This window comes from Intestinibacillus massiliensis (assembly GCF_900155735.1).
Taxonomy (GTDB): domain Bacteria; phylum Bacillota; class Clostridia; order Oscillospirales; family Butyricicoccaceae; genus Intestinibacillus; species Intestinibacillus massiliensis.
The window spans coordinates 588,193-610,464 of the sequence record NZ_LT707059.1 but is presented as its reverse complement, the minus strand read 5'-3'; the positions used below and the strand labels follow the sequence as shown (position 1 = coordinate 610,464).

Annotated in this window: 21 protein-coding genes; 8 read left to right on the top strand and 13 right to left on the bottom strand. The window is 55.2% G+C overall.

Annotated features, from left to right (window positions below; all coding sequences use genetic code 11):
• Positions 1 to 11 precede the first annotated feature (11 nt).
• The 6 genes from aroB to CZ203_RS10785 are packed head-to-tail and all read left to right on the top strand — an operon-like array spanning position 12 to position 9,013.
• A complete protein-coding gene (gene aroB / locus CZ203_RS10810; protein ID WP_087066108.1) occupies positions 12 to 1,055 on the top strand; it encodes a 3-dehydroquinate synthase in 1,044 nt (347 codons plus the stop codon).
• Between the two features lie 27 nt (positions 1,056 to 1,082).
• On the top strand, positions 1,083 to 2,180 hold the full coding sequence (aroC, locus tag CZ203_RS10805; protein WP_087066107.1) for a chorismate synthase: 1,098 nt from the start codon (positions 1,083 to 1,085) through the stop codon (positions 2,178 to 2,180).
• On the top strand, positions 2,167 to 3,306 hold the full coding sequence (pheA, locus tag CZ203_RS10800) for a prephenate dehydratase (protein ID WP_159456481.1): 1,140 nt from the start codon (positions 2,167 to 2,169) through the stop codon (positions 3,304 to 3,306). Before aroC ends, pheA begins: the two co-directional genes overlap by 14 nt.
• A 6-nt stretch (positions 3,307 to 3,312) precedes the next feature.
• On the top strand, positions 3,313 to 4,593 hold the full coding sequence (gene aroA, locus CZ203_RS10795; protein WP_087066105.1) for a 3-phosphoshikimate 1-carboxyvinyltransferase: 1,281 nt from the start codon (positions 3,313 to 3,315) through the stop codon (positions 4,591 to 4,593).
• Positions 4,594 to 4,596: 3 nt separating this feature from the next.
• Positions 4,597 to 5,982 carry a shikimate kinase gene (locus CZ203_RS10790; protein WP_087066104.1) on the top strand — a complete coding sequence of 462 codons (1,386 nt, stop codon included), beginning with the start codon at positions 4,597 to 4,599 and terminating at the stop codon, positions 5,980 to 5,982.
• A gap of 31 nt (positions 5,983 to 6,013) precedes the next feature.
• Positions 6,014 to 9,013, top strand: a complete 3,000-nt coding sequence (locus CZ203_RS10785; RefSeq protein ID WP_087066103.1) for an S-layer homology domain-containing protein — start codon at positions 6,014 to 6,016, stop codon at positions 9,011 to 9,013.
• Between the two features lie 121 nt (positions 9,014 to 9,134).
• On the opposite strand, the gene CZ203_RS10780 is transcribed toward CZ203_RS10785, so the two are convergent.
• The 8 genes from CZ203_RS10780 to CZ203_RS10745 all read right to left on the bottom strand — a co-directional run bounded on the left by CZ203_RS10780 (position 9,135) and on the right by CZ203_RS10745 (position 16,115).
• Positions 9,135 to 10,916, bottom strand: a complete 1,782-nt coding sequence (locus CZ203_RS10780; RefSeq protein ID WP_087066102.1) for an Rqc2 family fibronectin-binding protein — start codon at positions 10,914 to 10,916, stop codon at positions 9,135 to 9,137.
• An 18-nt stretch (positions 10,917 to 10,934) separates the two neighbouring features.
• Positions 10,935 to 11,711, bottom strand: a complete 777-nt coding sequence (locus CZ203_RS10775) for a Nif3-like dinuclear metal center hexameric protein (RefSeq protein WP_087066101.1) — start codon at positions 11,709 to 11,711, stop codon at positions 10,935 to 10,937.
• Positions 11,708 to 12,409, bottom strand: coding sequence for a class I SAM-dependent methyltransferase (locus CZ203_RS10770; RefSeq protein ID WP_087066100.1), 702 nt, complete (start codon positions 12,407 to 12,409; stop codon positions 11,708 to 11,710). Before CZ203_RS10770 ends, CZ203_RS10775 begins: the two co-directional genes overlap by 4 nt.
• A 7-nt stretch (positions 12,410 to 12,416) precedes the next feature.
• Positions 12,417 to 13,664, bottom strand: a complete 1,248-nt coding sequence (locus CZ203_RS10765; RefSeq protein ID WP_207651267.1) for an MFS transporter — start codon at positions 13,662 to 13,664, stop codon at positions 12,417 to 12,419.
• Positions 13,665 to 13,763: 99 nt separating this feature from the next.
• The gene (locus CZ203_RS10760; RefSeq protein ID WP_087066098.1) at positions 13,764 to 13,970 is read right to left on the bottom strand and encodes a DUF1858 domain-containing protein; all 207 of its coding nucleotides are present in this window, start codon (positions 13,968 to 13,970) and stop codon (positions 13,764 to 13,766) included.
• 187 nt (positions 13,971 to 14,157) lie between these two features.
• Positions 14,158 to 15,057, bottom strand: a complete 900-nt coding sequence (locus tag CZ203_RS10755) for an SPFH domain-containing protein (protein WP_087066097.1) — start codon at positions 15,055 to 15,057, stop codon at positions 14,158 to 14,160.
• On the bottom strand, positions 15,054 to 15,533 hold the full coding sequence (locus CZ203_RS10750) for an NfeD family protein (RefSeq protein WP_159456479.1): 480 nt from the start codon (positions 15,531 to 15,533) through the stop codon (positions 15,054 to 15,056). The genes CZ203_RS10755 and CZ203_RS10750 overlap by 4 nt, the downstream gene beginning before the upstream one ends.
• A 198-nt stretch (positions 15,534 to 15,731) precedes the next feature.
• Entirely contained in the window at positions 15,732 to 16,115 is a 384-nt protein-coding gene (locus CZ203_RS10745) for a hypothetical protein (protein WP_087066095.1), read from the bottom strand.
• 166 nt (positions 16,116 to 16,281) lie between these two features.
• Between CZ203_RS10745 and CZ203_RS10740 the strand changes: the two genes are divergently transcribed.
• Both CZ203_RS10740 and CZ203_RS10735 read left to right on the top strand, forming a co-directional pair.
• Positions 16,282 to 16,851 (top strand): HdeD family acid-resistance protein, encoded by a 570-nt coding sequence (locus CZ203_RS10740; protein ID WP_159456478.1) that lies wholly within the window; start codon positions 16,282 to 16,284, stop codon positions 16,849 to 16,851.
• 25 nt (positions 16,852 to 16,876) lie between these two features.
• On the top strand, positions 16,877 to 17,746 hold the full coding sequence (locus tag CZ203_RS10735; RefSeq protein ID WP_087066093.1) for a DegV family protein: 870 nt from the start codon (positions 16,877 to 16,879) through the stop codon (positions 17,744 to 17,746).
• A 50-nt stretch (positions 17,747 to 17,796) separates the two neighbouring features.
• Here CZ203_RS10735 and CZ203_RS10730 read toward each other — a convergent pair whose 3' ends face one another.
• From CZ203_RS10730 to CZ203_RS10710, 5 genes are read right to left on the bottom strand one after another with little or no spacing between them, the layout of a single operon-like run.
• Positions 17,797 to 18,570 (bottom strand): sirohydrochlorin cobaltochelatase, encoded by a 774-nt coding sequence (locus tag CZ203_RS10730; RefSeq protein ID WP_087066092.1) that lies wholly within the window; start codon positions 18,568 to 18,570, stop codon positions 17,797 to 17,799.
• Positions 18,571 to 19,209 carry a precorrin-8X methylmutase gene (locus tag CZ203_RS10725; protein ID WP_087066091.1) on the bottom strand — a complete coding sequence of 213 codons (639 nt, stop codon included), beginning with the start codon at positions 19,207 to 19,209 and terminating at the stop codon, positions 18,571 to 18,573.
• 9 nt (positions 19,210 to 19,218) lie between these two features.
• Positions 19,219 to 19,746, bottom strand: coding sequence for a cob(I)yrinic acid a,c-diamide adenosyltransferase (locus CZ203_RS10720; RefSeq protein ID WP_087066090.1), 528 nt, complete (start codon positions 19,744 to 19,746; stop codon positions 19,219 to 19,221).
• On the bottom strand, positions 19,746 to 21,248 hold the full coding sequence (locus tag CZ203_RS10715; protein WP_087066089.1) for a cobyric acid synthase: 1,503 nt from the start codon (positions 21,246 to 21,248) through the stop codon (positions 19,746 to 19,748). The genes CZ203_RS10720 and CZ203_RS10715 overlap by 1 nt, the downstream gene beginning before the upstream one ends.
• A 2-nt stretch (positions 21,249 to 21,250) precedes the next feature.
• Positions 21,251 to 22,249: a hypothetical protein gene (locus CZ203_RS10710; protein ID WP_235847522.1), complete on the bottom strand. Its 999-nt coding sequence runs from the start codon at positions 22,247 to 22,249 to the stop codon at positions 21,251 to 21,253.
• Positions 22,250 to 22,272 lie beyond the last annotated feature (23 nt).

Sequence of the window (22,272 nt, the reverse complement as noted above, 5' to 3'; positions counted from 1 at the left end):
GAGCACAGGTCATGCAACATCTCAGCCTAAAAGGGGCGTATGGCGTCTCAGATATCCTTATCGGGAGCGGGTTAATACAGCGGACTGCGGAAGAATGCATCCACAAGTTTTCGCCGAGCCGCGTGCATATTGTTACGGATACGCATGTTGCACCCTTATATTTGGAAACGATCCGGCAGCAGTTTAACATCCCTGTTTCCGTATCAACCATCCCTGCCGGCGAGGAACATAAACGGCTTTCGACCGTCGAAACATTATATCATGATTTTTTATCAGCTGGGCTGACGCGTAAGGATTTGGTTATTGCTGTCGGCGGTGGCGTCACGGGCGATATCACCGGCTTTGCCGCGGCTACATTCCTCCGCGGCGTATCCCTTTGCCAAATCCCCACCACCTTGCTGGCGCAGGTCGATTCCTCGGTTGGCGGCAAAACTGGCGTTGACCTTGCTGAAGGGAAAAACCTTGTCGGCGCTTTTTATCAGCCCAGGCTGGTCCTCATTGACCCGCAAGCCCTCTCCACCCTTCCGGCCGGGATTTTCCAGGACGGCATGGCTGAGGTCATCAAGTATGGCTGTATCCAGAACCCTGAAATCTTGCATCTTGTGAGCCGGCCAGATTTTAAAGCCGATATCGATCGTATTATCTATGAATGTGTCAAAATCAAGCGTGATATTGTTGAAGTGGATGAACACGATACCGGCCTGCGCATGATTTTAAACTTTGGGCATACAATCGGGCATGCAGCGGAAAAATTGGGGAACTACACGGCGCTGACCCACGGGCAGGCGGTAGCCATCGGCATGGTGGCTGCGATGCGCCTTTCCAATGCCTTGGGCGCGCCGGAAGACCTGGTTCCCCTGCTGTCCAGTTTGCTACAGCAGCATGGCCTTCCAACTGAACTGCCCTATGGCAAACAGGACATTTTTAATGCGCTTTTGTCTGATAAGAAGAAATTTGCAGATACGATGAACTTCATTTTGGTGCGTGAACTGGGTAAAGCGGACATCGTCCCCCTCCCTGTTTCACAGCTGCAAGAATATATTATGACGATTTAGGTGAATGAATAAAGGAGGCGGACTGCCATGGGTTCCGTATGGGGCCATACGGTCAAAATCTCTATTTTTGGCGAATCGCACGGCGGCGGGATCGGCGTAGTCCTGGACGGCTTCCCGGCCGGTATACCATATGACGAAGCCTTTGCCCTGGAGGAAATGTCCAGACGCGCGCCTGGGAAAAACAAACAATCCACTGCGCGGAAAGAGGCTGATTTGCCTAAAATCCTTTCTGGGATTTACGAGGGCTGTACGGCGGGCACGCCGGTTTGCGCCGTTATTGAAAATACGGATACCCGTTCCGGCGATTATAAGAATTTTACAGATCAGCCCCGCCCTGGGCATGCGGATTATACGGGCCTGCTCCGTTTTGGCGGTTTTAACGACCCGAGGGGCGGCGGGCATTTTTCTGGCCGCCTGACAGCCCCGTTGGTGTTCGCCGGCGCGCTTTGCAAGATGTACCTCAAAAGCTGCGGCGTTACGGTGGGTTCCCATATCCAATCTATTGCGCAAATCCAAGATACACCGTTCGACGATACTGCGGTAACGGCGGCGCAATTGCATACGCTCCGCACACAGGAGTACCCGGTTATTAACCCCCGCGCGCAGGCGGCGATGCTTTCTGCAATTGAGGACGCGCGCCTGGCGCAGGATTCCGTCGGCGGTGTAATTGAATGCGCGGCCGTCGGCCTGCCAGCCGGCCTCGGGAACCCGATGCTGGATACCGTGGAAGGCCGCCTGGCTTCCCTGCTCTATGGCGTTCCTGCGGTAAAGGGCGTGGAATTCGGCGCAGGCTTTGCCTTCGCGTCCCTGCGCGGTTCCCATGCAAACGACCTGTTTTACCAGGAAGACGGCAAGGTACTGACAGAAACCAACAATAACGGCGGCGTGCTTGGCGGCATTACGAGCGGTATGCCCCTTATTTTCCGTACGGTAATCAAACCAACCCCCTCTATCTCGCAGCCACAGCAAACGCTGAACCGTATGACTGGCGCAGTAGAGCCCCTCGTGATCCAGGGGCGGCATGACCCTTGCATTGTGACCCGCGCCGCCCCAGTGATTGAAGCGGCGTGCGCAATCGCGCTTACGGACTTAATGGTGGAGGGCTATGGCTATGCGAGAACTTAAGGATATCCGCACGGACATCAATGCTGTGGACGAGCAGATCCGCGGCCTTTTTATGAAGCGCATGGCGCTTGCACTGGAAGTTGCAAAGACAAAGGCCAATACAAACGATAAGATTTTGAAGCCGGATCGCGAAGCGGAAATTATAGCGACGCGTTCCCAAGGCATGCCCGATGAAATCCGCCTGAAATATGTCGCGCTGTTACAGTCCATGATGCGCGCGAGCCGGGAATATCAATATAGCGAGATCCTGCGACTTGTACCGGATAAGTTCCCCCTCCCTCCTGCGGAGGGGAAGCTCGACCCCCGGTCGGTTTATTATCAAGGTGTCCCAGGCGCGTATCAGGAACTTGCCGCACGCGCCCTGTTCCCGGCTTGCGAGCCCGCGCCGGTCGCTACCTGGGAACAGGTATTCCAAGCGGTGCATTCCGGGGAGGCGGACGCTGGCGTGGTGCCGGTCGAGAATACGACGGCGGGCACCGTCAACGAGGTTTACGACCTACTGCTAAAGTATGATCTATCGATCAACCGCTCTTACATTAAAAAAATCCGCCACTGCCTTGCCGCGGCGCCGGGCGCCACGCTGGATACCATCGTCCGCGTATGCTCCCACCCGCACGCCCTGCCGCAATGCAGCACCTTTATTGCTGCGCATGACTATGAGGCCGTGGAGGCTTCTAATACCGCGATTGCGGCGCAAAATGTCCGTGACCGGGCTGATAAGGCTGTGGCGGCTATCTGTTCGCGGGAAGCCGCGGAGCGTTACGGCTTGGCCGTCCTCGCCGAAGGTATTAACGATTTACAGCACAATGAAACCCGTTTCATCGCCGTCAGCCGCAAGCTGACGGTACAGCCGGAAGACAATACCATAGAGATCGTTTTTAACCTGGAAAACGTAGCCGGCTCGCTGAGCGCGGTGCTCTCTATCTTTGCGGACTACGGCGTTGACATGACGGAAATCCATTCGCGTCCGATGAAGGACAGCCCTTGGTGTTATGTTTTCTATATCGACTTTACGGGGAACATGCGCGACCATAATATCCAGGCGCTCCTTTACCAACTCCACGAGGAGTTGCCATACATCAAGGTGATCGGTAGCTACCGTGTCACTGAGCAAATGGAGGATTGATATCCTATGAACCCAATTCATTTGACCGCATCCGCCCCGCTGCGGGGTGAAATCACGGTACCCGGCGATAAATCCATTTCGCACCGCGCCGTCATGTTTGGTGCGCTCGCCAAGGGGACGACCCACATCACGGGCTTCCTGATGGGGGAAGATTGCCTGTCCACCATTGACTGTTTCCGCAAGATGGGTGTGCAGATAGAGGTTACAGAGCGTGAAGTCATTGTGCACGGCGTGGGGCTGCACGGCCTCAAAGCGCCTGCAGATGACCTTTATACCGGCAACAGCGGTACGACCACGCGCCTGCTGTGCGGCATCCTTGCTGGGCAGGATTTTTCCTGCCGCATGTCGGGCGACGCTTCCATCCAAAAGCGCCCTATGGGGCGCGTCATAAAGCCCCTGCGGGAAATGGGCGCTCAGATCGACGGGGTGGACGGGAATTTCTGCCCGCTGACGCTGGGCGGCGGCAAGCTGCATGGGATCCGCTATCCCCTCCCCGTTGCTTCCGCACAGCTGAAAAGCGCCATCCTGCTTGCTGGCCTGTACGCGGATGGCGAAACGGCCGTTATCGAGCCCGCCCCCTCCCGTGACCATACGGAACGGATGCTGCGCGCGCTGGGCGTCAAGGTAGTAACAGACGGGAACGTCATCACGCTGACGCCGCCGGCTGAACTCTCCGCACAGGATATTGCGGTGCCTGCAGATATTTCTTCCGCAGCGTTTTTCCTGGTGGCCGGCTGCATCGTGCCCGGCTCTGAGCTCACCATCCGGAATGTCGGCGTGAACCCCACCCGCACGGGTATTTTGGACGTGCTGCGCGACATGGGCGCGGACATCACCATGTCTAATATAAGGGACGGCGCGGAGCCAGTCTGCGATTTGACCGTCCGCTATTCACACTTACATGGCGCGGAAATCAGTGGCGGTATTATCCCGCGGCTTATTGACGAGTTGCCGGTTTTAGCTGTCGCCGCTGCTTTTGCTGAGGGGGAAACGGTCATCCGCGATGCGCAGGAACTGAAGGTCAAGGAATCGAACCGTATCGCCGCAATGGTAACCGAGCTTTCCAAAGCCGGTGCAGACGTATCTGAAACCGCGGACGGTATGGTGGTTCGCGGCGGCGCCCCCCTGCACGGCGCGTCGTTTGATACGTATAACGACCACCGGATTGCGATGAGCATGGCGGTTTGCGCGCTGGCCTGCGGTGGGGAAAGCACAATTTTAGACCCTGGCGTTGTGGCGATATCCTACCCGTCGTTTTTTGATACGCTGTTGGGTCTGGGAGGTTAAGGCATGCTGCTTTCGTTTGAAGAGTTCCAGCAGTTTAAACCGGCCAAGCCCACTTACGCATTGTTCGGATGGCCGCTGGGGCACACGATGAGCCCCGAACTGCACGCCGCCTTATTTGAAACCGACGCAACGGATGCAGGCTATATCGGCGTCGCGGTCCCGCCGGAACACTTAAAAGAAGCTTTTTCCCTAGCCAAGGAAAAACTTGCGGGCATTAACCTCACCATCCCGCATAAAAAAGCGGTAATCCCGTTGCTGGATGCCATTGATGACGGCGCGCGGGATTTAAACTCTGTAAACACTGTTGCCTTTACAGGCGGACGAGCCAAAGGCTACAACACAGATATTTTAGGTTTTGCGGCCTCTTTGCAAAAAGATGGCGTGGAACTTGCAGGAAAAAAAGTGCTCCTGCTGGGATACGGCGGCGCGGCGGCCGTTATGGCCTATCATTGCGCGCGCGCTGGCGCGCACCTGACAATTACCGGGCGCAACTTGGAAAAAGCGCAGGCACTGCGCGGTCAGTTGCAGGCCGCGCTCCCGGAAAGCAAAATTTCCGTTTGCAGCAAGCGGCATATCCCGCGCGATATCCAGGTGGTGGTAAACGGTACGCCGCTCGGCATGTATCCCCGTGAAGACGCTGCCCCGCTCCGTTTCCTGCCCCGTAAGACGGAATATGTCTTCGACGCGATCTACAATCCGCCGGTTACCTCGACCATCCGGCTCGCACCGGGGCGCAAGGTACAGACCCGGGACGGCCTCTATATGCTTGTGATGCAGGCTGCGCACGCGCAGACCATTTGGACCGGCCGCACCTTTCCGGAAGCTGCGCTCGATACGATCCTGCGCCGCCTATATGGTAAAATGGCCGTCAAGCGCCTCCATGACAAGTACGGCAAGAAAAACCTCGTCCTATGTGGGTTTATGGGCAGCGGCAAAACCACTGCCGGCCGCAAAATCGCAAGGCTCTGCGGGATGAAGTTTATGGACGCCGACCATTACCTTGAAGAAAAGGAAGGCATGAAAATCCCCGAGATTTTTGAACGCTTCGGCGAACCGCACTTCCGCGACCTCGAGACAAAATATCTGGCGGAACTGGCGCAAATGGACGGAATTGTACTGGCACTCGGTGGCGGTGCCGTCCTACGGCCGGAAAATGTACAAACGGTTAAGTCCACGGGTCTGCTCATCCATCTCGACACCCCATTTTACCGTATTGTAAAAAATATTTCGTATTCCAATACTCGTCCCTTGCTTGAAAAGGGCGATAAGCTTGCGCAAACAAAAAAACTGTATAATGCACGCAAGAATATTTATCACAGCGTGTCGGACTTGTCTGTCCGCTCCCCTCGCCTTTCCGAGGTGATCGAGCGTGTTATTAAATCAATATAAGCGTTTTGTTCTTAAAGAAGGTAAATTTTATATGCATTTTTTCCGAAGGTTCCAGCGTGTTGCCGCGCTTTGCCTGTGTGCCGCCGTCTGTATGACGAGCGGCGTGGGCGCGGCATTCAATTCCTCCTTCGCCTATTCCTATGCGATCGGCGAAGGGGCGCAGTATACCCGCCTGGAGGGCACCAACAGCGGTGGGTATCAGAAAGCAAACTATATTGAGTATAAGCCGAACAGTACGGTATCCCCGATGATCGCCTATGCAGGCGACTCCATTTACGGCAGCAAGGCTACGATCACAAACGCCGCAAACTATCTCCAGAACCAGGGGTATAACGTGATTGGCGGCGTCAACGCCGATTTCTTTGTAATGGGCACTAGCATCCCGATCGGCCTTGTCATTAAAGACGGCACCCTAATCAGTTCGGACGCCTGGCAGTACGCAGTCGGCTTCATGGCGGACGGTACTGCGGTGATCGGGCGGCCGAGCTCTACTATGAACCTCACCGGCCCGAGCGGTACGGTTTGGATCAGCTATTTTAATAAGACACGCACAAGCTCCGGTATTTACCTGCTTGACAGCAATTATGACGATAAGACGCATATCTCCACCTCGGGGAAAAGCATTATCCTGGAGCGTATCGATAATACCCCTGTCCGTGTCGGCGGGAAGGTTACCATGAAGGTGGTCGCAAAGGGTGCGGGCAACAGCTCCACCACGATCACCTCCAACCAAATGGTGCTCACGATTGATGACAAGACGCAAGCCACTTGGGTAGACTACCCGGTCGGCGAGGAAGTGACACTGAGCGTCAACGCGCCGGACACGCGCTGGTCGAACGTCGTCTATGCCGTCGGCGGCAAAAGCCTCGTCGTCGATGGGGCGGTGTCCGCTTCCGGCATTGACGGCGGATCTTCCCGTTCCCCGCGTACCGCTGTGGGCGTGAAAGACGACGGTACCGTCCTGCTCTATGAAATTGATGGCCGCCAGTCCTCCTATAGCGTTGGCATGACGGCGGCGGAGCTTGGCAACGAACTTAAGGGCATGGGCTATAATAATGTAATCTGCTTGGATGGCGGCGGGTCTTCCGCGATGAATGTGCGCTATCCCGGCCAGGACGCGCTCGAAGTCGTATCTAAACCTTCTGACGGCTCCTTACGCGCCTGTGCAAATTACATTTTCCTGGTGAATAAGGCTTCGGGCGACGGCGTGGCGCGCCACGTCCATATGCGCCCCAGTTTCTATTATATGATCCCAGGCGCAGAAACCTATTTTGCAGCATGGGGTTCAGACAACGCGTACAAACCTGCGGCGCTACCCGCAGGCATGACCTATACGGCATCCAGCGGTACGGTGGACGCGGCACAGCAGATTTATACCGCAGGCGAAGAAACCGGTACGATTACGGTCACCGGCTCTTCTGCCGACGGTTCCGTTACCGGCAGCCACAATTTCTGCGTGACCAAGGACGTTGGCAAGATCGAATTGTCCAGCGGCGGGTCGGCGATCTCCACCACTTCCCTGCGCGGCGGCCAGTCGATCGATATCGACGCCAAGCTGTATCACCAGAACATGGCGATGGCCGCAAAGGACAGCCTGCTCACCTGGACGGTGAGCGGCGACATCGGTACGGTGGACGGCAACGGCGTATTCACGGCAAATGAAAAGCCGGCTTCCGGAAAACTCACCTGTTCATACGGCTCTATATCCGCTTCCGTAAGCATCAATGTCGGCATGAGCGATCCCCCGGCGCTGACGGATGTTGCAGATTTTGAAACGGAACAGCCGCTAAGCGGTTCCGACGCCCTGACGCTGACGCGCGTTACGCAGTACGATAAGGTTGCACGCGGCACGGGCGCACTGCAGGTTTCCTATCAGATCGAAGACAGCTTTGATACCCTGCTGACGCCGCGCGCCCTCACGGAAGGCCTGTCCGACCTGTCCCTTTGGGCAATGGCGGATACCGACGGCGTCAAGCTGACCGCGATTTTTGAAAATGCGACTAAGGAAGAAATTGCAGTCCCGCTGTCCGCAGATGTGTCCAATGGCAAATATACGCAGCTTACGGCAAAGGTTCCGGAGGACGCGGAGGCGCTTACCGGCATCCAGATTACGCCGGGCAGCGAGAAGCAAGGGACGTTGTACCTCGACCATATCCTTATGAGCAAGGCGCCGGTGACCAATACCGACGCGCCTGCCATCACGCTGACGCAGGCGCCTGCGACTGCGTCGGCAGGCGGCACTGCCACGGTGACGGCGCGCATATCCATGAATAACGGCACCTACGTGATGCGGCCGGCCAATGTGGCCGCATACGTGGACGGCACAAAGTCTTCCGCAACCTACTCCGCGTCCAGCGGCACGATCTCTGTAACCACGCCGGCGCTGCAGGAAGGCCTGCACCAAGTCACGATCGAAGCGGTCGACGACGCCGGCAACCGTGCCCGTAAGAGCGTCACCATTACTGCCGGCAGCAGCGCATCGTCCAGTTTTGCTGATACCGCATCCCACTGGGCAAACGGTTATATTAATTTTGCAGCAAACCGCGGCCTGCTCCAGGGTGAAACATCGAACGGCGCAAAGAACTTTAATCCGCAGCGGAACCTGCGGCGCAGTGAGTTTGCCGTTATCATGGCACGATATCTGGGGCTGGATACGTCCGATACAAAGGGGCTCCCCTTTGCGGACGCTGCCTCGGTTCCGGACTGGGCGGCCGGTGCGGTCAAGGCCTGCTATACTGCAGGGATTATGAACGGGCAGCTTGATACCAAGACCGGCAAGTCCAACTTCAACCCGAATGCCAATATTACACGCGCCGAAGTCATGACGGTCATATCCAAGTGCCTGCCGCGCGGCTATGTGGCCGGGACGACCAGCTTCAGCGATTACAGCAGCATCCCTAACTGGGCGGCCGACCATGTGCGGTATACTGTTGCGGCCGGGCTGATTGGCGGATATGAGGATGGCACCATCCGCCCGCTGAACAGCATTACCCGGGCGGAAATCGCAAAGATCCTGTGCGGCCTTTACTAATCTCACAAAACGCAGCAGCTTAAAAAACCGCCCGCCTGTAAACTTGCAGGCGGGCGGTTTCCCTTTCCGTAAATAACGAGGCGCCCCCAATACATTGTTTTGTATTGGGGGCGCTTCGTTATTACTTTTGTCTGAGTTTTTCAATTTCGGCTTCCACCGGCGTGACATAAGCGGTTTTGTACACATGGTATATCACCATTCCGGGTTTTGCCCCGGCGGGCTTTTTGATGTTGCGTACCTCAGAATAATCCACCGGTACCATCGCGCTGTTTCGCGCCTTGGAATGGTAGGCGGCGATACACGCGGCTTCGGTCATAGCGGTGTCCGTCGGTTCCTTGCCGTCGGTGACCAGGATCACATGCGAACCATGGATTTTTTGCGTATGGAACCAAATATCGTTTTTATAGGCGGTCTTGAGGGTCAAAATATCGTTTTGCAGGTTGTTTTTCCCTGCAAAAACGTCAAAACCATCGCTCGTGCGGTAATGGAACGGGATCGCCTTCACCGGCGCCGGTTTATGGTTTTTTCGCCCCCGCTTCTGTTTTGCAGACAGGAAACCGGTCTGCAGCAGTTCTTCACGGAGCTGCGCCAAATCCTGCTCGCTCTCGGCTTCGCCGATCGCCTCCAGCACGCTTTCAAGGTATTGCAGGTCTGCATTGCCGATCTTAATCTGCTCGGTCAGCATGCTTTCCGCTGTTTTCGCCTTATTGTAGCGCTTAAAATAGCGCTGTGCGTTTTGTTGCGGCGTCAGGCGGATATCCATTTGGATTTCAATTTCCGGACATCCTTCCGCGTAATAATCCACAACCTTCGCCGTCCGCGCGCCCTTTTCCAACTGATAAAGGTTTGCCGTAATCAGATCCCCCATCCGCTTATAGGTGTCGCGGTTTTGCGTCTGCGCCAGTTCCTGCTCCTGCAAGGCGAGCTTACGCGCCAGCCTGTCCCGTGCATTTGTGATAATACGGAGCATATCCTGCGCACGGCGGCGCATACGCTCTGCGCGGCCTTTTTTCTCATAAAAGGCCGACAGCAAATCCGAAAAGGATGGCAAGGCCGAACGCAGCATCATGCCCTCGTACTGCCTGATTTCAACAGAGGAAAAATCAAAAACCGTTTGATCTTCCAGACGGGACAGCAGGCAGGGCGTACCGGCGCAGGCCTGTACCTGCTGGGTAAACTCCGTAAACACAGCCGACAGCGTCTCCAAATCCTGCTTTGTCAGCGTGTTGACCGACTTGGATGCATCTCCAGTCGCGCGGTATGCAATTTCGCGGCACAGCAGCGGGGACAGGCCATAGAAGCAGCCCAACAGCCACTTGTCCAGCCCTTTGGCGTCCTCGGCACCGGCCGCCGCCGCGGCCAGGCCACTCCCGGATACCTCAAGAGGGTTCCGCTTGTTTTCCTGTACCGGCGGCATATGATAGAACAGGCCGGGTAGGATCTTCCGCTTACCGCTCATGTCACCTTCCACGCGCCGCAGTGCGTCGATAATCCGCCCGTCGCTGTCATTGAGGATAATGTTGGAGAAATTGCCCATTAGTTCGCAAACCAAATATTTTTTGCTGGCCACGCCCATTTCGTCGTTGGTATCCAACTCGATAACGGCAATACGCTCTAAAGCGGGCTGCGTAATAGAGGCGATTTTCGCGCCCTGTACATGCTTGCGGAGCAACATGCAAAACATTGGCGGCGCGGCGGGGTTTTCCCGCGTGTTATCAATAAAATGCATGCGGGATGCGCCGGATGCCGTCGATATCAGCAGCCGCCGCGCGCCTTGTATCCCACGGATGGACAATACAATTTCATCCCGTTCCGGTTGATAGACTTTTTCTATACGTCCCCCTGCAATTTTTCCGTTCAGTTCATGAACGACCGCTTGCAGGCAGACAGCATCTAAAGGCATGGGTAGCCTCCTTTCCTTTTATACGAAATGGATGCAGTCCTTATGGCGCAAGGAACTGAAGCACTCCACTTCATGAAAGCGTGTCTGGATGACGTTTGCAAAAGCTTTTACGACGGGGTTTTCCGTCGGGAAGTGCCCAGCATCCAGCAGCGTCAGGCCAAGGGATTCCGCACGCTGCATCAAATCATAGCTGCAGTCCCCGATCACAAAAGCGTCCGCGCCCTTTGCGATTGCAAAATCCATCATTTTGCCGCACGCGCCGCCGCCGACTGCAACGCGCCGCACAGCCGACTTGCCGCAAACATACCGCACGCCGCCTGCATGGAGGCTGTCCTTTACATATTGCGCAAACGCGGGGATTTCCATTACAGCCGGCAACAGGCCGACCCGGCCAAGCTGCCCGTTTCCCCCCGCCCCGAGATTTTCGATATCCTGCAGGCCGAGCGCGCCTGCCAGCGCATCGTTTACCCCGCCAGGCGCGCAATCCGCATTGGTGTGCATGCAGATAATGGAAATCCCCCGGCGGATGGCCTGTAGGAGCGTGCGCCCGGTTGCAGTGTCGTCGGTCACGCTGTGGACGGAGGTAAAGATCAGCGGATGGTGTGCGACAACCAACTGGGCGCCGGTTGCGGCCGCCTCCTGGATGACCGCCTCAGTAACGTCCAGCGCACACAGCACACGGGTCACGGGCTGCCCCCGATCCCCTGCCATCAGGCCGCAATTGTCCCACCCCTCAGCCAAATCATATGGCGCGAAGTGCTCCAGGCATGTCAAAATATCTTGAACCGTGGTCATAGCTTTCCCTCCAGTGCATGTTCCAGGTTTTGAACGATCTGCTTTTGCGAGGATAGCCGGGATGCGGCAACCTGCCTTCCCCGTAGCATCCCCTCCAGTGCATTGCGCTCCCTGCGCAAGAGCGTTTGCAGGTACGCGGCGGCGCCGGGCGCTTCCAGCAGCGCGCTGGAGCAATAACAGGCTTCCAGCGGTTTTCCCACTCCGGCTGTGTGTCCCCCTGTCCCTACCGCACACAAAATCACATAGGTGCGCCACCCCTCTGTACAAATGGCTTCCCTCTGGATTTCAAAACCCTGTGACCACAGGAACTGCCGTAATGCGGGGATCATGGTCATGGGCTGGAGGATCAGCATATGCCGTCCATCCTTGCACCAGGGGGCGTCGCGCAAAATCTGCGCGATCGTTTCACCGCCCATGCCAGCAACCGTGACCGTATCGCATTCCGCGGCCGCAATTTCCTCAAGCCCCGCGCCGAGCCGCAGGGATATTTTGTCCAAGCAGCCGCATTCCTCTGCATTTTTCCGGGCATGCGCAAGCGGGCCTGTGCGCAGGTCGGAGGCGATCGCCGATTCTATTTTGCCGCTTAGCAAAAGGGAAAGCGGCAAAAAGGCGTGATCCGTACCAACGTCTGCCAACCTTGCGCCTTCCGGCACAAGGGCGGCAATTTCCGCGAGACGCGGTGTTAACTGTATATGCATTCTTTTCTTACCCTGCCTTTTGGGATAGGTCGGATTGGATCTGTTCCGAGCCTTTGCGATAGACAAAGGCGGAAGCAATCGTGGTGCAGCCGCCGACAATCAGCAGCATCACGCCGTAAATAGGGTCAGTCGGCAACGCAATGAGTATAAGCATTGCAACGATACGGCCAAGCTCTGCAAAATAGTGGCGGATGGTAACCATTTCATAGTCCGTATTGCGGATGCGCCCAGCCCATTCCATTGTATCATAAACTGACAACTGCCCGTGGTTATAAGCAAGCACATAAAACAGGATATAAATCACGCTGTAAAGCATAATTAGGATACTGCTCATCTGTGAACCAAACAGGCCGGTGGCCAGCATGATGCACAGGAAAATGATCTCACCGACGCCTGACAAAACCGCCGCCCGGCAACGTGCGCGCGAGGAACGGAAGCGTTTGACATATGCATACGCCCAGATCATCAGCAGGTTTTTTAGCGCCAGGCAAATACCGACAAAAATTTCATTGGAGCTTGCATAGTAGACCAGGACGTTGAGGTAATACAGCACCACGCCGTCCCGTACGCCACGCAGGATCTCGCCGGATAAAACGTTCCGTGTACCGGGGTATCGCAGGAGCTGCCGTAAAAGCTGCAACAGGTGCGGCTCGATTTTCTCCCCCTGCTCATAGGTGAGCCTGTTGGAATACAGCGCTGTGAGTACAAACATGGTCAGCGTCACTGCAAAAATTACAATATAGCCCTGTATCCCGGAAAAACTGTTGGTTATAAAGCCGCTTACCGGCGGTGCGATTGTCGCGATTGCATTGGATGTCAGGCTGATAAAGCCAAATGCGGCCTGCCGGTTCTGCGGGGTGGTATAGCGGCGCGTCAGGGTATGGTATCCCATCCAATAACAGCCGGAACCGAAGCCCACAAGCAGTGCGATCAATACATAATAGTATCTTGCGTCCCCCTGTAAGGCCAGGAGCACGATATAGGCGCATATGTAAAACGAAATGCCCAGCTTCATGGAAAACAACACGTTCCGCCATTTGCTGACATAGAGCGCAAGCGTAAATCCCGTCCCCTCCAGGAAATACTTGCATAGGTTGTACTTGGCTACCAGGGAAAAATCCTGGCCGCCGCTTTTAAATAAAAAGACGCTGATAAAGACGTCCGATAGGGTTGTAGCAAAAATGAAAAATATCTGCACAACCGAAAAGTTCAGTAAATTCTTTGAAAACCCCTGCGTGCCCAAACGTAGCAACATACGGTTTTTTAACCGCCCATAATTCATTGACCTTTTTACCCTCTGTTTCCCGACATAAAATGAGACCGACAAGTTTGTCGGTCTCATGTAAGAGCGCTCTTACTTGCTTTCGCTGAAAAATGCGTTAAGCTTTGCAACCAGCTCGTCCGCATCCGTGCCGTGAACTGCGCACGCATCCTCGATGCTCTCGCCCTGGGACGACGGGCAACCCAGGCAATGCATGCCCATATCAAGGAAATACTGCGCGGTTTTTAAGTCGCGGGCCAGTACCTCGCCGATCGTGGTCTTTTTGGTGATCTCAGCCATAATGGACCTCCTAAATATTTTATCGTTACCATTATACTGCCACAAAGCGCGGATTTCAATACTAATGTATTATATTTCTGTAATCAGAATATAAGCAAGGCCTTTTCAGCCAGGCTTAGGACACTAGCGCAGGATAAAATACTAGGCGGTACAGCAAAATGCTGTACCGCCTATCGCAGCAGTCTGATTATTCAGCCGGCTTCGGGTCGGTCAGTACTTCTTTAAACGAAGTAGCCAAACCAGCCAGGCTCTGGATTTCGCTCGGGATAATGATTTTCGTCGCCTTGCCATCCGCCGCCTTGGCAAAAGCCTCAAGCGCCTTGACACGGATAACCGCATCGTTCGGCGACGCATCGTTCAGCAGGCGCAGGGAATCGGCGAGCGCCTTTTGCACGGTAAGCAGCGCCTCCGCTTCGCCTTCCGCTTCCTTGATCTTGGAGAGGCGCGTTGCATCCGCGCGCAGCACCATGGATTCCTTTTCACCTTCGGCAACCAGGATTGCGGACTGTTTTTTACCTTCGGCAACCAGGATCGCTTCGCGACGCTCGCGCTCCGCCTTCATCTGCTTCTCCATGGATTCCTGGATGGCAGCCGGAGGGATAATGTTTTTCAGTTCCACACGGTTTACTTTGATGCCCCAAGCGTCGGTCGCCTCGTCCAGGATCGCGCGCATTTTGGTGTTGATGATATCGCGGCTGGTCAGGGTCTGGTCAAGTTCCAAGTCGCCGATGATGTTACGCAGGGTGGTTGCCGTCAGGTTCTCGATCGCCGACATCGGGTTTTCGATGCCATAGGTGAACAGCTTCGGGTCGGTGATCTGGAAATACACGACGGTATCAATCTGCATAGTGACGTTATCCTTGGTGATAACGGGCTGCGGCGGGAAGTCGACGACCTGTTCCTTCATCGTCACTTTACGGGCAATACGTTCGAAAATCGGGATTTTAAAGTGAAGCCCTGTGCCCCAAGTGCCCTGGTATGCGCCCAGGCGTTCAATAATATAAGCCTTCGCCTGCGGCACAATCACAATGTTGGATGCGATAAAGGCAATAATCAATATTGCGAGTACAATCCAAACAATAATCATAATGCTTCCTCCTGCACTTCCTGTGTTTGTAATTCTTCGACTATCGCTTTTACACCGGCAATGGATAGTACGCGTACCGTTGTTCCCACTGCTATTTTGGAATTATCCTGGCTGCGTGCGGACCAGTTCTGGCCGAGCAGCTTAATTTCACCCTGGGAAAGGGCGTTGTCAATCGCTACGGTCACAATCGCCTGCTGCCCAATAATACGGTCGGCATTTGTTTTTTCCCCGCGTACCCGTAGGAATTTCCTGGTCAATGGCCGGACCAATATGAGCAGCAATGCAGAAACGACTACAAATACAACCATCTGCACCAGCGGGCTTAACCCGATGCTTGCCAGGATCAGCGCTGCAAGCGCACCGACGCTGAACCAAATAGAGGTCAGATTTAAAGTAAAAGCTTCTATTGCAACTGTTACCACCAGGGCTGCGACCCATATATACACAATATTGATAAATGTGCCGCCTATAATCATTTTGTCCCCTCCCCGTCGCGCTGGACTGCGGAGCCGGAACCGCGCAATCCCCATATATTTTTAGACTGCAAAAGTGCAGGAAAGATATCCAGGCAAACACATGTTGGTTATCCGGCGCTGCCTGTACCTTTGCGTTCATTATAGCATGGCTCCCATAAAAAGTATAGAGCGTTTCGTCAATATTAACAATGCAGTTTGCTACCATAGGCCGTAATGCGGGCGCTCCTGTTTGAGCAGCCGATAACGCGCCCAGCTGTCCAGCGGGATGACCAGGAGCGCAAGCAGCACCCCTTGCATCAGCATGGCAGACGGCGCCGGGAGCCGCCACATAGTTTTGAAGCAATCCTGCAACACCACCCGAAAAATTGCCGCCCCCCCTGTGAGGACAATGGCGGCGGACACGATGCGCTGGAACAGCGGCAGCGTAGCATGGTATACATGGTTCATCTGCTCCAGCATCAAGCAGATTACTAGGCCATTTACAAAACTACATATAAGTTCTTGGTCTTTTGATGCAAGAAGCATGTACAAAAGCGCGCCTCCCAGGCTGATTGCCCATTGACTTATTCCAGCCAGCTTCATAATTTGCCCCTTTTCTGCGTGATATGATATTAGTATGCAGGTAACATAAATTTTATAGCCGGGCGCATACATTGCGGCAAAACTTGCAAATATGTCACCTGTCCGGTATAATATAATTCATCAATCAATCTGCAAGGATTGTAATGCTGAAAGGACGCGCATGGTTATGGATTCCAAGAAAAAAAGGTTTGACCTCTATTCCCTTTTGTTGTCCGTTGTTTATGTTGCACTTGGCCTGGTCCTTATCATATGGCCAGACACTTCGGCGCGCGCCATATGCTCGGCGCTCGGCGTCCTCCTGCTGCTCGCAGGCGGCTTCCATGTCATCTCATATTTTATGCAAAGCCATTATAGCAGCATGATCCGGCAGAGCCTGACTATTGGCTTAGTATTGCTGCTTTTGGGCGCATTTATTTTACTTCGTACCGACGATATTTTAAAGGCGATGCCCTTCGTCTTCGGCATCCTCCTGGTGATTGACAGCGCGACGAAGGTGCAAGCTGCTTTCGATCTGCGCAGGCTGCAAGCCCCATATTGGTATGCCGCCCTGCTTATCGGTATTGTGACCGCAATTTTGGGCATCATCTTAGTCGTCAACCCTTTTACTGCAATCGTCGTCCTGAACATTTTTATTGGTGCTTCGCTGATTATCAATGCGGTGTCAAATTTAATTTCGTCCATCCTTCTCTCGCATAAATACAAATCCATGGACAATGCCGAGCACTGGGACCCCTAAAATACTATGGTCAAAGGAGACCGTTATGAGTTTTACAATAGTGACCGATTCCTGCTGCAACCTGCCCGAACCCCTTATTGAGCAATATGATCTCCGGATCATCCCGCTGATGTTCCATGCAGAGGGAAAAGAATATTTAGGCTATTCGAAGGGAAATCCCCTTGACCTACAGCAATTTTACGCAATGATGCGCCGCAAAGTGCATGTCATGACCTCGAGCGCTTCGCCGCAGCATTGCCAGGAGATTTTCCAGGCAGCGCTGCAGCAAGGCGACGACCTGCTTTATATCGGTTTTTCCTCCGGGCTGAGTGCAAGCTATGATACGGCGGCGTCCGTCCTGCTGCAGCTTGCCGAGGCATACCCCTCCCAGCGGGTGTTTGCCGTAGACTCCCTATGCGCAGCGCTGGGGGAAGGGCTGCTCGTCACCTATGCCGCGCGTATGCGCGAAAAAGGCGCGGATATTGAAGAGGTATATTCGTGGCTGCTGGATAACCGCCTGCACCTGTGCCATTGGTTTACGGTGGACGACCTATTCTTCTTGCACCGCGGCGGCAGGGTCTCCAAGGCGGCTGCGATTGTCGGCTCTATGGTCGGTATCAAGCCGGTCTTGCACGTGGATAACGACGGGCACTTAATCATGAAAAGCAAGGTGCGGGGACGCAAAGCCTCACTCGACGCGCTGGTGCAGAAAATGGCGGAACTGGCATCGGAACCGGGCAAGCAAACGGTTTATATCGTGCATGGGGATTGCGACGCAGATGCGAAATATGTTGCTGACGCCGTCAAGGCGCGCTTTGGCGTGAAAGACATTCTAATCCAATGCCTCGACCCTGTGATCGGCTCGCATTCCGGTCCGGGCACGGTCGCCCTGTTCTTTATGGGGCGGGAACGCTAGAAATCAAACAAGGGGCTGGGATCCTGATCGATCCCAGCCCCTTTTCCTATCTATTCCGGCAAATGCTCCATAAATATTTTTGCGGTCTCCGGATACGTGCCCAGCCCCTCCATAAGGACATTTACCCCATAGCCTTCGCTTTCCAGGATGGAGCGCCAGCTGCCGTCCCCGTCCCCGTCCCCGGCCAGGTCATTTTGGGCATGATCCCCGGCGACGATCATAAAAGGCGCCAAGTAGACCTTGGACACTTCATGACGGTGCAGGCGGCGCAACGCGTAATCGAAATTGGGGAAACCCTCCACCGTGCACACATATGTGCGCTCCGCGCCGGAAAACCGGAATGTATTTTCCAGCAATGCATAGGACGCGTTTGAAGGGTGTTCGGTGCCGTGCCCCATGAACACAATTGCCTCATCCGCTTGTAATTTCGGCAGGTGCGATAACATGCCACGGCAAATCCGCAAATAGTCGGCCGTCTGCCATAGCAGCGGCTTGCCAATTTCCAGGCGGGAAAAGCTGCCGGTAAACGCGGTGATTTGTGCACACATTTTTTCATATTCATAGCCCGGGATCACATGGAGGCTTTGGCAAATGACTTCCTCATAGCCCTCCGCGGCAAGCCGGGCCAGAAGTTCTTCCGGGGTGGGGATCGTTATCCCCTCTTCCCTCTTGATTTTGCGAATGACCATATTGGAAGTAAATGCACGGTAAAAATCATATTCCGGCCGCGCGGCCGCAAGCTGCTCCTCAAGGTTTTGGATCGCCTTGCGCGCCTCCGGATAGGTGGTCCCAAAACTGATGACTGCCAATGCTTTTTTGGGCAATTAAAACCCCTCCCTTGTTACAATTTGATAAAGCAGGGCGTTTACAATCGCTGCCGCCACATTGCTGCCGCCCTTCCGGCCGCGCGCAATAATATACGGCGTATCCCCGCCAATAAATAACTCTTTGGATTCTACAACATTCACAAACCCGACCGGCACGCCAATCACAAGCGCCGGGCTTACGGCGCCGCTCCCAATCAGTTCATGTAGGCGTATCAGCGCCGTCGGTGCATTCCCGATCGCAAAAATGAGCGATCCTTCCAGCGCAGCCGCATGCTCCATAGAAACCGTTGCACGTGTCACCACACGCGCCTTGGCCTCTGCCGCGACCGCAGGATCGGACATAAAACATACGGCCTTCCCGCCAAGCTTTTCCAGCATGGCTTTATTGATGCCCGACAGCGCCATATTGGTGTCTGTAACAACGGTAGCACCGGAGCGCAGCGCCCGCTTTGCATGTGCTACGACGTCAGGGGAAAACGCCAGCTGGTCAGCATAGTCGAAATCGGCCGTCGTGTGGATCACGCGCTTGATAATTGGTGCAAGCTGCGGGTCAAGCATCCGTCCGCCCAGCTCTTCCGTGATCATTTCAAAGCTGCGTTTTTCTATCTCATTTGGTTTTAAGGTGTCAAATCCCATTTTGTTCCCTCACCACTCAATCCCTTCGCGCGCAGGAATCCCGCGGTCAAACGGATGTTTAATTTTACAGATTTCCGAAACGTAGTCCGCCAAATCCAGCAACTCCTGCGGCGGGTTCCGGCCTGTCAGGACAACCTCCATGTGGTCAGGCCGCGTTTGCAGGAATTTGCACACGGCATCGCAGGATAGGAAGCCGCAGGAAATCGCCGCCATAATTTCATCCAGCACTACAAGCCCCGCCTGATAGGCCTCAGCCTGCCGGCACATTTCCTGAAAGCAGGTTTCCAGCGCCCGCGCCGTTTCCGTGCGCTCGCCATCCGACATTTGGAAGGAAAATTTGCCGCAGGGGTTCGCGCTCAGCAGATGCACATTCTCCAATTGCCGGAGCATATTGCATTCCCCGGATTGGCCGTCTTTTAAAAACTGTGCGATTACCACTTGGCCGCCGTGCCCCGCAAACCGCACAGCCAGCCCGAAGGCGGCGCTGGTTTTTCCCTTCCCATCGCCGCAGTAAATATGCACGCAACCTTTTCCCATTATGCGCCCGCCTCCAATATTTCATAAATTTTCCTCATGTCAACCGATTGACGCACTACGGAAGCCAGCTTGTCATATTGCGCCTGCTTATACGCCTCTGCGTCAAAGACTTCAAGATGTCCCGCAGGAAGCCCCTTCCTGGCAAAAAGCGCTTCGGCGATCACGCGCGCGACCGCTTCATTGTCAAAAATACCGTGCAGATAGGTGCCGTAGCAGTTCCCGCTCTGGCAGCCATCCAGCATGCGCCCGCCGTCCTTTTCCATCGTCAGCAGGGCTTGGCCGCCTTCCTTCCGGACACTGCGGCCCATATGGATTTCATAACCGGTCACCGCAAGGCCGGACAAGGCTGCAAAAGCCCCGTCCACAGGTTCCAATCTCCCGTGCGTTTGCACCGTCCTTTTTTCCGGTTCAAACACCGTATGGACCGGCAGCAAACCCATGCCCCGCATTTCGCCCCCGCCTTCTGTTCCATGTGGGTCGGTGAGCGTCGCGCCCATCATTTGATAGCCCCCACAAATGCCGAACACTGGTACCGATTGTGCTGACAGCTTGAGGATTTGCGCCTCCAGCCCCGTTTCCCGCAACCATTTCAAATCGTCCATGGTATTTTTGCTGCCCGGCAGGATTACCATGTCAGCGTCCATCAATTCATCCGGGCGGGAAATATACCGCACGCCCACCCCCGCGATGCGGGACAGCGCGTTAAAATCCGTAAAATTCGATAACCGTGGGAGCCGGGGCACGGCAATCGTCACAAGCTGCGGGACATAACCTGCGCAAAGCCGCTCCGACAGGCTATCCTCATCGTCTATATCCAGCTGCGTATAGGGTATAACGCCAAGCACCGGCTTATGCACCAACCCTTCCAGCATCGTAAGGCCGGGTCGCAAAATCTCGACGTCGCCGCGGAATTTGTTGATGATAAGCCCGCGGATGAGCGCCTGTTCTTCCGGCTCCACAAGCATAACCGTGCCGTACAGCGCGGCAAACACGCCGCCGCGGTCAATATCCCCAACCAGCAAAACCGGCGCGCCCGCCATCTTAGCCATACCCATATTGACCAAGTCGTCCTGCTTCAGGTTGATTTCAGCCGGGCTGCCTGCCCCTTCGATCACGATAATGTCATACGCAAGGCTCAGGCTGTCAAACGCTTCTTTTACAAGCGGCCGGAGCTCTTTTTTGCGCTTATAGTAGTCGGCAGCGGAATAATTCCCAAGCGCTTTCCCATTTACAATAAGCTGGGAACCGCTGTCGCTGGTCGGCTTTAATAAAATCGGGTTCATCCGTACATCCGGCTCAACGCAAGCGGCCTCCGCCTGCATGACCTGCGCACGCCCCATTTCACAACCATTTGCAGTAATAAACGAATTCAGCGCCATATTCTGCGCTTTGAACGGCGCCACGCGGTAACCGTCCTGGTGAAAAATGCGGCACAGCGCCGCAGTAAGCAGGCTTTTCCCGGCGTTGGACGTCGTACCCTGCACCATAATTGCCTTGGCCATAATCAGTCCCCTCCCCTATCCAGTAGTAGCCGCAATGGTTCTTGCGGACTTATAAGGGGAAGCACCGATGCCTTCCCCTGGAAACGATTTTCGTAAATCCAAAAATGCACGGGCGCCGCCCCGTGTTTCCCGGTTGCGCTCTGCGTTTGATGGTCGGAACACAGCAGGAGCCTCTCCCCCGGCCGCAGCGTATCCAACATCGGGACTAGCAGCTCGCGCCGTATCCTATTCAAAAATGCGGCTTTTTGCACTGCATCCCTGCGATGCCCCGCCTCGTCGCAGCCATTGATATGTAAGATAACAAGGGGATAGCGCCGGGCAAGCTGCTTTGCCGTCCAGTATTTTGCCTGCAAATCGGTATCCACGTCGGCTGTCGTCCCCGGGATAATGGGGCACGCAATCCCCAGTGCCAGCGACAGGCCGCGCACGATTTCGGCGCTGCACACCATCCCAGCCCGCACCCCCGTACGTCCTGCGAAGGTAAACAGCGGCCGGTACGCGCTTTGCCCCCAAGGCAGCAGCACATAGCCGGGGATTTGCGCGGCGCAATCGGCAATAAACTGCCGCAGCCGCCGTCCCAGTAACCCGCCTTCCGGCAAGCACGTCCGATAATCCGCCCCATAGTGCTGGTGCGGCGGTTCGGTATGTACGCCGCCCAGCCGCTTTGCTGCGTTTTCAATGCGCAACAAGCTGCGGTATCCTGACATCTGGTGCAAGCACCAGCCTTCTGGCAGCGTTCTGGATTGTTTTTGCGCGAGTATCCCTGTAACACGTTCCGCTGCCTGTGGAGGGACGGGATACAGCCGCCCATTTGTGTCGCAGCCGCATAGCGTGCAGCGGAAAAATGCGTCGTGTTCCGTCACGGGAATGCCGCAGGCCATAGCTTCCCAAGCGGCGCGGCCGCTGGGGAGCTCCGCTTCCTGCGCCCCCAGCAAGCGGAGGATACAGCCTAAGCTATCCGGAACCGCGCCCGCCGGTACGGTTCGCACTGTGCCCGTCATTTTTAAATGTTGCGGCGGGGAGG